Raw genomic sequence first — 11,411 nt, forward strand, 5'->3', positions numbered from 1 at the left:
AGGGCGGTGGAGGAGATGACCACGGCGGAACTGCCCCTGCTGGTGGGCGTCGACGGCTCCGAGTCCAGCATGCACGCGGTGGACTGGGCCGCGGACGAGGCGGCCCGGCACTCGGTGCCGCTGTGCCTGCTCCACGCCGTCACGGAGTGGACGGACACGGAGCACGCCCCGGACGCCCTGGTGGCCGCCGCGGCGGAACGCGCCCGCCGGCACGTCCCCGGAGTCCGGCTGACCACCGAGGTCCGCGCCGAGGAGGCCGCCGACGCCCTGGCCCACGCCGGCCGCAACGCGCTCGCCCTGGTCGTCGGCTCCCGGGGACGGGGCCGGATCGCCGAGCTGCTGCTGGGCTCGGTGAGCCTGACGGTCGCGGGCCGGGCCGACTGCCCGGTCGTCGTCGTACGGGGCCGGGAAGCCGCCCGCCGCGGCGGGCGCGGCCGGGTGGTCCTGGGCGTCGGCGACTCCGTCGACGGCTCACCCGCCGCGCGCTTCGCCTTCCGCGCGGCCGCGGCCCGGCGCTGCGCGCTCCACGCGGTGCGGGCCTGGCACCGGCCGGCCCACGAGGAGCGGGAGCACCCACTGCTCCGGGGCCGCCCCTCCGGGGCCCGCCACCGGGAGGCGATGGACCACTTGGACCAGGTCCTGCGCGGCACCGCCCGCGAGTACTCCGGGGTCGACCTGCACCTGCGGGCCGTGGAGGGCCCCACCCGCGCCGTGCTGCTGGACGAGGCACGCGGCGCGGACCTGCTCGTGGTCGGTGCCCACCGCAGACAGGACCACCTCGGCCTCCAGCTGGGCGCGGTCGGCCACACGGTGCTCCACCACGCCGACTGCCCGGTCGCCCTCGTGCCGGAGCACATCTGACCCGACTCACCGGACGGACCGCACATGCCGCATACCGCCGACGCCGAACCGGCCGAGCCGCACGAGGAGGACCCCGGGAGCGCCGGAGCCCGGGACACCGCCGTACCGGCCCGGTGCCTGCGCGCACTGCGGGCCGTGGTCTTCGACACCGACGGGGTGATCACCGACTCCGCCCGGGTCCACGCCGCCGCCTGGAAGGAGGCGTTCGACGCCTGTCTGCGCCACTGGCGCGAGCGCCCGGAGAACGGCGCGGAGGGAACGGAGGGGCCGGCGGAGGACGGCCGGACGGACCGGTTCCGCCCGTTCGACATCGCCGAGGACTACCGGCGCCATGTGGACGGCAGATCCCGCATCGACGGCGCCGCCGCCTTCCTCGCCTCCCGGGGCCTGGACCTGCCGCCGGGCACTCCTTGGGACCCGCCGGGCAACGGCACCGTCCGGGCCGTGGCCGCCCGTAAGGAACAGCTGTTCACCGAGGCGCTCCGGCGGGACGGCGTCGACGCGTGGCCCGGCACGGTGCGGCTGCTGCACGCCCTGCGCCGCGCCGGGACACCCATGGCGGTGATATCGGCCTCCCGGCACGCGAGGGAACTGCTCTCCACGGCCGGGGTGCTGGGGCTGTTCGACGCGGTGGTGGACGGTCACGAGGCGGCCCGGCTCGGCCTGGCCGGCAAACCGGACCCCGCGGTGTTCCTGGAGGCCGCCCGGCGGCTCGGCGTACCCGCGTCCGGGACGGCCGTCGTCGAGGACGCGCTGGCGGGTGTCGAGGCGGGACGCCGGGGCGGCTTCGCCCTGGTCGTCGGGGTGGACCGGACGGCCGGCCCCACCAGCGCGCGGGATCTGCGGGAGCACGGTGCCGACCTGGTCGTACGCGATCTGGCCGAACTGCTGACCGAGCCCGGTGACGGGACCGACGAGGAGGGGGACTGAGCCCGTGGAGCGACCCGAGGAGCAGTGGGAGTGGGGCTACGAGGGCTACGAACCGGCCGAGGAACGGCTGCGCGAGGCCCTGTGCACCCTGGGCAACGGCTACCTCGCGACCCGGGGCGCGGCCCCCGAGACGGACGCCGGCGAGACGCACTACCCGGGCACCTACGTGGCGGGCTGCTACAACCGCCTGGTGTCCGAGGTGGCGGGCCGGCAGGTCGAGAACGAGGACATGGTCAACCTGCCCAACTGGCTGCCCCTGCGCTTCCGGATCCCCGACGGTTCCGACGCGTCCCCCGGCGCGCCCTGGTGGACCCCCGACCAGGACGGGCTGCTGGAGTACCGGCAGGTCCTGGACCTCAGGCAGGGCGTGCTGAACCGGACCCTGCTCCTTCAGGACCCGCGGGGGCGGCGGCTGCGCGTCGAGCAGTCCCGGCTGGTGCACATGGGGCAGCCCCATCTGGCGGCCCTGCGCACCACCTTCACGGCGGAGAACTGGACCGGGACGGTGGAGGTGGAGTCCGCGATCGACGGCTCGGTCACCAACGCGGGCGTCGCCCGCTACCGCGCCCTGAACGGCCGCCACCTGACCGGCCACACCACCGGTGCCGCGGAGCCCGACACCGTCTGGCTGCGCTGCCACACCACCACCTCCGATATCTGCGTGGCCCTGGCCGCCCGCACCCGCCTGGCGGGCACCGGTTCCGAAGGTCCCGAAGGCCCCGACGGGCTCGTCGAGGCCGTCACCGAACCGGCCGGCCCGCGGCCCGCCCGGCGGCTGACCCTGGCGGTACGGCCCGGGGAGCCGGTCACCGTCGACAAGACCGTCGCCCTGCACACCAGCCACGACCTGGCGATCAGCGATCCGCTGCGGGCCGCCCTGGCGGACCTCGCCGACGCGCCCGGCTTCCCCGAACTCCTCGGCTCGCACCGCGCCGCCTGGGCGGAACTGTGGCGGCACGCCGACCTGGAGGTGCCGGGCAAGGCGGGCCACATCCTGCGGGTGCACCTCTTCCACGTCCTGCAGACCCTCTCCCCGCACACCGCGGACCTGGACGTGGGGGTCCCGGCCCGCGGACTGCACGGCGAGGCGTACCGGGGCCACATCTTCTGGGACGAGCTGTTCGTCCTGCCCTACCTCAACGTCCACTTCCCGGAGACCTCCCGCGCCCTGCTGTCCTACCGGCACCGGCGGCTGCCCGAGGCCGTGCGGGCGGCCCGGGAGAAGGGGTACGCCGGGGCGATGTACCCCTGGCAGAGCGGCAGCGACGGCCGGGAGGAGACCCAGACCCTGCACCTGAACCCGCGCTCGGGCCGCTGGCTGCCCGACCACTCCCGGCTCCAGCACCACGTGGGCTCGGCGATCGCCTACAATGTCTGGCAGTACTGCCAGGCCAGCGGCGACACCGACTTCCTGCACACCAGGGGCGCCGAGACGCTGCTGCGGATCGCCCAGTTCTGGGCGAGCAGGGCGGAGTACGACCGCGGACACGAGCGCTACCGCATCCGGGGCGTGGTCGGCCCCGACGAGTACCACGAGGCGTACCCGGGCAGCGACCGGCCCGGTCTGGACGACAACGCCTACACCAACGTCACCGCCGCCTGGGTCCTGGCCCGCGCCCTGGAGCTGCTCGGCACCGTCCCCGAGCCGCGCCGCCGGGAGCTGTGCGAGGACCTGGGCATCGGCGAGGAGGACACCGGGCGCTGGGAGGACGTCTCCCGGCGGCTGCGGGTGCCCTTCCACGACGGGGTCATCAGCCAGTTCGAGGGGTACGGCGACTTGGCCGAACTGGACTGGGAGGGCTACCGGAGGAAGTACGGCGACATCCGGCGGCTGGACCGGATCATGGAGGCCGAGGACGACACCGTCAACCGCTACAAGGCATCCAAGCAGGCCGACGCGCTGATGCTCGGCTACCTGTTCTCACCGGCCGAGCTGGCCGGGCTGTTCCGGCGGCTCGGCCACACCCTGGACGACGAACTGTGGCACCGCACGGTCGACTACTACCTGCGCCGCACCAGCCACGGCTCCACCCTGAGCTCCCTGGTGCACGGCTGGATCCTGGCCCGGGTACGGCGTCCGGACGCCTGGGGCTACGTGCAGGAGGCGCTCGTCAGCGACATCGCCGACATCCAGGGCGGCACCACCGCGGAGGGCATCCACCTGGGCGCCATGGCCGGGACGCTCGACCTCGTACAGCGCGGTCTGACGGGTCTGGAGACCCGTGAGGACGCCCTGTGGCTGGATCCGGTGCCGGTCCCGGAGCTGTCCGAGTTCGGTTTCACCATGCGCTACCGGCACCACTGGGGGGTGGCGGTACGGATGCTGGCGGGCGAGCTGTGCATCGGCCTTCCCGCGTCCGCCGAGGGACCGGTCCGGGTGGTGCTGCCCGACCGGACCGTCACCGTCGACCCCGGGGAGTCGTGCCGGCTGCGGTTGGCCGGAGACTGACCGGAAACCGCCCCGGGGGTGGGAAGACGGGGAACCGTCTTCCCACCCCCGGGGCGGTTTCCGGGTGCCGGACGGATCAGCCGGGTTCCCGGCGGTCCGGGCGGTGGCTGGTCCAGTACGCCGCGCCCATGATCAGGGCGGACAGGAGCAGCAGGGCGCCGACCGCGGGGTGCAGGATCATCAGGACCGGCAGCAGGGCCATGCAGACGGCCGCGAACAACCACGGCCGGGAGGAGCCGCCCGACGGGTCCGGCGGTGGGCCGGGTGGCTGCCCGCCGAAGTCCCGGGCGGTCCACGAGTCCCCGAACTCCCGGAATCGGGCCGTGAGTTCGGCGTCCTCGCGCAGCGCTCGCTCGGTTTCGTTCAGTATGCGGAGTTCTCGGAGGGTGAGGCGGGAATCTTTCATCGTCTCGGTGTCCCGGTTCAACCTGGTGCACGACGGTGGGGTTCGGCTGACGGGTACCCGTTTCCCGCGGGTCATCCTCCTGTTTTCGGCCGGTCCGTGAAGAATTCCCGGGACCGCGGGGCGGAGACGGCCGCGGGCTCGGCGGTCAGCCGCCGCGGTACCGCAGGAGCAGCATGGCCGCGTCGTCGTGCAGCGGCCCTCCGACATGTCTCACCAGGTCACGGCGCAGCGACTCCAGCGCGGAGTCCGGGCTCGCCTCCCGCAGCAGGAAGGAGCGCCGCTGAAGCGGGTAGAAGCGGCCGTCCGGATCGCGGGCCTCGGTGACGCCGTCGGTGTACAGCAGCAGCTGGTCCCCGCGGCCGAGCGCCAGGCAGTACGGCGCGGGCGGCTTGACGTCGAGTCCCAGGCCCAGGGGCGGCGAGGTCTCGGGGGGCTCCGCGAGCCGCGCCGCGCCGTCCGCGCGGACGACCAGCGGTGAGGGGTGGCCGTGGTTGAGCACGGTGACCGTGCGGTCCTCGTGCGTCTCCAGCAGCACGGCCGTGACGAACCGCTCCGCGGGCATGTGCCGGTTGACGGCTCTCTCCAGCCGGGCACTGACCGCCGGCAGGTCCGGCTCGTCGTACGCGGCCTCCCGGAACGCGGCCAGGACCACCGCGGCCGTCTCCACCGCCTCCAGGCCCTTGCCCTGGACGTCCCCCACCAGCACCCGGACGCCGGTGGGCGAGTTGACGACCTCGTACAGGTCCCCGCCGATCCGGGCCTCGGCGACCGCGGAGGTGTAGGACACCGCCACCCGCAGGTGGCCGGCGGCCCGGGGGACCGGGCGCAGCAGCACCCGCTGGGCGACCTCGGCGATGGACCGCACACTGGCCAGCTCGGACTCGTGCCGCTGCCGGACGGCCGCGGCGGCCAGCCCGGCCGCACCCACCCCGATCACCGACACCGTCGCCGTGAAGCCGCGCACCGAGTCCAGCAGACCGTCGAAGGCGGCCAGGGAGAGGCACAGCACCAGGGCCAGCAGCCCGATCAGGGCGGTGCGGCGTATGCCGCCGACGAGGCTGGCGAAGGCGGGACCGAGTGACAGCAGCGGCAGGAAACCCACCTCCGGTCCCGCCGTCAGGTCCACCACGGTGACGAGGGTCATGGCCGCGAAGGGCAGACCGGCCAGCAGTCGGTAGCTGTCGTCGTCGCGCTCGGCCAAGGTGAACTCCGGGATCGGCTGCGGCTGCCCCCTGGCTGCCTCCCCCCAGCTTCCCAGCCGGGGAGAGCACGGGAAAGCGAACGGACCCGGTTGTGCGCACTCCCGCCGTGCGCCCCCGAGCGCGGCCCGCGGGGCGGCGGGCCGCAGTCCGGACCGCCCGGTGTCCCGGCGAGGCGCGGGTACGCCCGCGGTCCCGCCTCACCGCCGGGCCGGCCCGGCCCGGGTCCGCCGGACACGGGCCGGGCGGAGACCACCGGCCCCCGAGGCGTGGGTGCGCCGTCCGGGCGGGCGGCGGCCGCCGGTGCCGGCACCGGATCATCCGGCGGACGCGGCGGCGCGCCGGGCCCGCTGACCCGATCGGCCCAGCCGGACGCCTCCCGTGCTGCCGTCGCGGGCCCGCCGCAGCAGGCTGCGAGCAGGAACCGCCGGCCCCGGACAACCCGGTGGCGGGCAGCCACGTCGGAACAGGTACAGGAGGCAGCCATGAGGCACGGCCGGAGGGGACCAGCGGCACCGCCGCCGGGGGGACAGGGGGAGACCATGCAGGACGGGCGGACGGCGGGCCGCGCACGGGACCGGCGAATACGGGCCGCGCGAATACGGGCCGGGCACATACCGGCCGGGCACATACGGGGCGGGCGGACACCGGCCGCGCACGGCGCACGGCACACGGCCGGCACGGGACCCGGCCGGACCGCGCGAACCCTGGCCGTGGCCCTGCTGGTACTCGGCGCGCTCACGGCGTGCACCGCCCACAGCGGCCCGGAGCCGGGGGAGAGGGACGGGGGAGAGGGGACGGGCGCGCCACGAGCGGCGGCGGAACCGGCCGCCGGCGAGCCGCGCGAGGCGTTCACCGTCGTGGCGACCGGCGACATCATCCCGTACCCGTCGATCATCCGGCAGGCACGGCTGGACGCGGGCGGCGACGGCCACGACTTCACCCGCATCCTGGCGGGCGTGAAACCCGTCGTCGAGACCGCCGGCGTGGCGCTGTGCCACATGGAGACCCCCTACGGCGACAAGGACGGTCCCTTCACCGGCTACCCGCTGTTCCGCTCGCCGCCCGAACTCGCCCGGGCGCTCCGCGCCACCGGCTACGACAGCTGCTCCACCGCCTCCAACCACAGTCTCGACGACGGCTTCGACGGGGTGCGCCGCACCCTCGACGCGCTGGACGCGGCGGGCGTACGGCACTCCGGCACGGCCCGCAGCGCGGCGGAGGCCGCCCGTCCGGCCCGGCTGGCGGCGGGCGGCGCCGAGATCGCCCACCTGTCCTACACCTACGGCACCAACGGCATACCGCTGCCCGGGGACCGTCCGTGGGCGGTCGGCATGCTGGAGGCGGACAAAGTGATCGCCGACGCCCGCGCCGCCCGCCGCGCGGGGGCCGACGTCGTCCTGGTCAGCGTGCACTGGGGCACCGAGTGGCAGCAGGCCCCGGACGCGGAGCAGAAGAGGCTCGCGGAGGAGCTGACCGCCGCGCGCACCGGCGGCCGCAAGGACATCGACCTGGTGATCGGCACCCACAACCACGTACCGCAGCCGTACGAGAAGGTGAACGGCACCTGGGTCGTCTACGGGCTGGGGGACCAGGTCGCCAGCTTCGTCCCGGCGGACAAGCGCAGCGGCAACGAGGGCTCCATGGCGCGCTTCACCTTCACCCCGGAGCCCGCCGGCGGAGGCTGGGACGTCACCCGGGCCGAGTTCCTGGTGAGCCACTCCGACATGGGGCCGCCCTTCCGGGTGGTACGCGCCACCGGGCGGAACTTCCCCGAGGTGCACCGGCGGGTGCGCGAGGCGGTGCTGAGCCGGGGCGCCGCCGAGGACGGTCTCACCGAGGGCCGCTGAGGCGGGACACGAGGCGGGACACGGTACGGGAGCCAGGGAGCCGGGGGGAGCCGCCGGCCGGCGGCTCCCCCCGGTGGTTCAGCGGTTTCTTGCGAGGAACCCCGTGCGTTTACGCATCGGGGGAATCGCATCCTGGGGTTCGCGGCGCGGAGCGCCGCGGTATCACTTCGTGAAGCTCTGCCGTGGTGTCGCACTCAGTCAGGACGCTTCTGGTTCTCGATGTACTCCTTGACCACGGCCGGCGGCGCACCGCCACATGAGCCGGCGAAGTAGGAGGGGGACCAGAGGTGGTTTCCCCACAGGTAGCGGTGGAGGTGGTCGGGGAACTCTCCCCCCTGGCCCTTCGGCCGGGTGGTACCCCCAGGCGGAGGCGTCGGGCGGAGACGCCCTTGAGGCTGCCGACCAGCCGGGACAGCGTGACCTGAGGCGGATAGTGCACCAGAAGGTGCACGTGGTCGGTCTCGCCGTGGAACTCGCGCGGCTCGGCGCCGAAGTCCGTCACACCTCGCGCATGATCTCTTCGCAGCGCTTGAGGATGGTGGCGGTGAAGACGCCGCGCCGGTACTTCGGAGTGAAGGCCAGATGCGGGTGCAGGGGGTGAACGGCGCTTCTTCCCGTGTGTGGCGACCCCCCATTGCAGTGACATACGGTGGTGTTACGATCACTCTGTGAAGCTGGTTGTGCAGGTGAAACTCCTCCCGGACGCGGTGCAGGCACCGGCGCTTGAGTCGACCCTGCACGCGGCCAACAAGGCCGCCACCTGGGTGTCGGCCCTCTCGTTCGAACACTTCGGCCTCACCGGATCGGTCCGTGAGCTGCGGAAGCTGTGCTACGGGGAGCTGAAGGCCCAAGGATTCGGCGCGCAGGCCGCCCAGCACATCATCAAACGCGTCGCCGACGCGTATACGACACTGCGGGCGAACATCAAGGCCGGAAACCTCGGCCCCCCGGGAGCCCAGCGCCGCCGCAAGGCCGAGTCCAGGCCGGTCACCTTCCGCCCCGAGGCGGCGCACACCTACGATGACCGCTGCCTGTCGTGGAACTACGACGCCCAGACGGTGAGCATCTGGACCCTGGACGGCCGCCTCAAACACGTTTCGTTCGCCTGCTCCCCCGGCGCGCTCAAGCAGCTTGCCCAGTCCCGCAAGGGCGAGACGGATTTGATGATGCGGGACGGGAAGCTGTTCCTGGCCGCCACCATCGACGTGCCCGACCCGGAGGTGTCCGAGCCGAAGGGATTCCTCGGGGTGGACCGGGGCCTCACCAACCTCGCCACCACCTCCGACGGAGACAACCACACCGGGCGCCGCCTGGGCCGCTACCGCCGCTGGCAGGCCCGCAAACGGGCCGAACTCCAAGCCAGACAGACCCGCTCCGCCAAGCAACTGCTGAAGAAGCGGGCCCGCCGCGAGGCGCGGCACGCCACCCACATCAACCACATCATCGCCAAGACTGTCGTTGCTGTCGCCCAACGCACCGAGCGCGGCCTTGCCCTGGAGGAACTGCGGGGCATCCGCGAGCGGGTCACGGTTCCGCGCGACCAGCGAGCACGCCAGTCGGCCTGGCCCCCTTCCACCAGCTCGGCGCCTTCGTCGAGTACAAGGCACGCCGAGCCGGCGTGCCGTTCATCGAGGTGGATCCGGCCCACACCTCGCAGCGCTGTCCGCGCTGCGGCCACACCGAGCGCGCCAACCGGCGCACCCGGGACCACTTCTGCTGTCGTCGGTGCGGCCTCGCTGGGCCGGCCGACCACGTCGCCGGGGTCAACATCGCCACGCGAGCGGCCACGGCGTGGGTATTCGTCAACATGCCCGACCCGGCCCCCGCGCAGCGCGGGAACCGGTGGATGTGACCCGTGACCGTCCTGCCGTAGGGGGCAGTCGGGAGCATAAACAGAGCCGCATCGAACCGAGCCAACAAGCCCGGTCGTTCACGGCTGAGTAGTTGACTGCGCCACCTCGCCCGCGTGCGGGGAGACCGCCCCGGCCGCGATGAGCCCGAAGATCAGCAGGCCCAGCAGTATGCGGTAGACCACGAACGGCATGAAGCTCCTGGTGGAGATGAACCTCATGAACCAGGCGATGACCGCGTAGGCCACGAAGAAGGCCAGCACGGTCGCGAAGACCGTCGGGCCCCAGGAGACATGCCCCTCGCCGATCTCCGTCAGCTCGAACAGGCCGGAGGCCAGCACCGCGGGGATGGCCAGCAGGAAGGAGTAGCGGGCGGCGGCCTCCCGACTGTAGTTCATGAACAGCCCGCCGCTGATCGTCGCGCCGGACCGGGAGACCCCCGGGATCAGGGCCATCGCCTGGGCCATGCCGTACAGCAGGCCGTCGCGCACGGTCAGGTGCTCCAGCGTCTTGCGCTCCCGCGCGGCGCGGTGCCGCCCGCCGGCCGTGTCGCGCGCCGCGAGCCGGTCGGCGACGCCGAGCACCACGCCCAGCACGATCAGCGTCGTGGCGATCAGCCGCAGATCACGGAAGGGGCCCTCGATCTGGTCCTTCAGCGTCAGGCCGAGAACGCCGATCGGGATCGAGCCGACGACCACCAGCCAGCCCAGTTTCGCGTCGTGCTCCTGCCGCGCCCGGCGGTCGTACAGCGAGCGGAACCAGGCGGAGACGATCCGCACGATGTCCTTGCGGAAGTAGATCAGCACCGCGGTCTCGGTACCGATCTGGGTCACCGCGGTGAAGGCCGCGCCGGGATCCTCCCAGCCCGCGAAGACCGCGGTCAGCCGCAGATGGGCGCTGGAGGAGATGGGGAGGAACTCGGTCAGCCCCTGGACGAGCCCGAGGATGAACGCTTCGAACCAAGACATGACTGGGGTGTGCTCGTCCCTGTGTTGTTGTGATCATCGGTCAGGTCGGGCAGATGCTATGACCGGTCGGGAAAGGCGGGGGAAACAGCGGACGAACGCAGACTCCCGGTATGTACCGGCCCGGTGACCGTTCCGGCGCATCCGGGCTGTCCGGGCGTCGCCTCCGCCTCCACTCCCGTCTCCACGTCCACCACTGTTCCCCGCAGCCGCGCGCGTCTGCGCCAGGCGACGGCCGCCGCGGTCAGGCCGGGGACCGCTATGAAGGCCGTCGCCGTCAGGAAGACCGGCGAGGTGGGCGTCGCGGCCTGGCTGCCCGCGACGGCGTAGGCGGCGGTGTTGGGCACACAGCCCAGCGCGGTGGCGGCCAGGAAGGCGGGCCAGCGCACCCGGGAGACGGCGGCACCGTAGTTGGAGACGGCGAACGGCATCCCGGGCAGCACCCGTACCACCAGCATCGCCCGGAAACCGTGCCGGCTGAGCTGCCGGTCACCGGCCTTCAGCCAGCGGCCGCGCAGCAGCGGACGCAGCGCCTCCTGCCCCAGCAGCCGCCCCAGTCCGAAGGAGATCCCGGCCCCCAGCACCGTCCCGGCCACCGCCGCGGCCGTGCCCAGGGAGGCGCCGAAGAGCGCGCCCGCCGCCAGGTTCAGCACCGGACGCGGCAGGAGCGCCGCCGTGCACAGCCCGTACGCCGCGGCGAACAGCACCACCGCGGCACCGCCGGAGAGCCGGGGGCGCCAGCCCTCGGTGAGCAGCCGCTGCGGTTCGCAGACCGCCACCGCGGTGGCGGCCGCCACCAGCAGCAGGACGAGCAGGCACAGACGGGACCAGGGGGAGAGCAGCACCGCGGCACACCGGGCGGCGGGGCCGACGGACTGTGGGATGGGGACGGACACCGGTG

At 73.5% G+C, this 11,411-nt stretch carries 8 protein-coding genes and 2 pseudogenes; 5 read left to right on the top strand and 5 right to left on the bottom strand.

Annotated features, from left to right (window positions below; genetic code table 11):
- Nucleotides 1–15: 15 nt before the first annotated feature.
- The 3 genes from CUT44_RS00920 to CUT44_RS00930 are packed head-to-tail and all read left to right on the top strand — an operon-like array spanning nt 16 to nt 4,240.
- Nucleotides 16–861, top strand: a complete 846-nt coding sequence (locus CUT44_RS00920) for a universal stress protein (RefSeq protein WP_100200364.1) — start codon at nt 16–18, stop codon at nt 859–861.
- A 24-nt stretch (nt 862–885) separates the two neighbouring features.
- Complete coding sequence (locus tag CUT44_RS00925; RefSeq protein WP_100200159.1) at nt 886–1,791, top strand: HAD family hydrolase; 906 nt, start codon at nt 886–888, stop codon at nt 1,789–1,791.
- 4 nt (nt 1,792–1,795) lie between these two features.
- Nucleotides 1,796–4,240 (top strand): glycoside hydrolase family 65 protein, encoded by a 2,445-nt coding sequence (locus tag CUT44_RS00930; RefSeq protein ID WP_100200160.1) that lies wholly within the window; start codon nt 1,796–1,798, stop codon nt 4,238–4,240.
- 76 nt (nt 4,241–4,316) lie between these two features.
- Here the strand turns inward: CUT44_RS00930 and CUT44_RS00935 are convergent, their stop codons facing one another.
- Both CUT44_RS00935 and CUT44_RS00940 read right to left on the bottom strand, forming a co-directional pair.
- Nucleotides 4,317–4,646 (bottom strand): hypothetical protein, encoded by a 330-nt coding sequence (locus CUT44_RS00935; protein WP_146252152.1) that lies wholly within the window; start codon nt 4,644–4,646, stop codon nt 4,317–4,319.
- Between the two features lie 145 nt (nt 4,647–4,791).
- Complete coding sequence (locus CUT44_RS00940) at nt 4,792–5,847, bottom strand: PP2C family protein-serine/threonine phosphatase (RefSeq protein ID WP_408646692.1); 1,056 nt, start codon at nt 5,845–5,847, stop codon at nt 4,792–4,794.
- Between the two features lie 711 nt (nt 5,848–6,558).
- Here CUT44_RS00940 and CUT44_RS00945 point away from each other — a divergent pair.
- Nucleotides 6,559–7,695 carry a CapA family protein gene (locus CUT44_RS00945; protein WP_233221062.1) on the top strand — a complete coding sequence of 379 codons (1,137 nt, stop codon included), beginning with the start codon at nt 6,559–6,561 and terminating at the stop codon, nt 7,693–7,695.
- A gap of 194 nt (nt 7,696–7,889) precedes the next feature.
- On the opposite strand, the pseudogene tnpA reads toward CUT44_RS00945, so the two are convergent.
- Nucleotides 7,890–8,289: pseudogene (gene tnpA / locus CUT44_RS00950) on the bottom strand (IS200/IS605 family transposase).
- Nucleotides 8,290–8,375: 86 nt separating this feature from the next.
- On the opposite strand from tnpA, the pseudogene CUT44_RS34785 reads away from it, so the two are divergent.
- Nucleotides 8,376–9,547 (top strand): annotated as a pseudogene (locus CUT44_RS34785) (RNA-guided endonuclease InsQ/TnpB family protein).
- 78 nt (nt 9,548–9,625) lie between these two features.
- On the opposite strand, the gene CUT44_RS00960 reads toward CUT44_RS34785, so the two are convergent.
- On the bottom strand, nt 9,626–10,513 hold the full coding sequence (locus CUT44_RS00960) for an undecaprenyl-diphosphate phosphatase (RefSeq protein ID WP_100200163.1): 888 nt from the start codon (nt 10,511–10,513) through the stop codon (nt 9,626–9,628).
- Between the two features lie 56 nt (nt 10,514–10,569).
- Complete coding sequence (locus tag CUT44_RS00965) at nt 10,570–11,406, bottom strand: TVP38/TMEM64 family protein (RefSeq protein WP_233221063.1); 837 nt, start codon at nt 11,404–11,406, stop codon at nt 10,570–10,572.
- Nucleotides 11,407–11,411 lie beyond the last annotated feature (5 nt).

The sequence above is a fragment of the Streptomyces carminius genome (assembly GCF_002794255.1).
Classification (GTDB): Bacteria; Actinomycetota; Actinomycetes; order Streptomycetales; family Streptomycetaceae; genus Streptomyces; species Streptomyces carminius.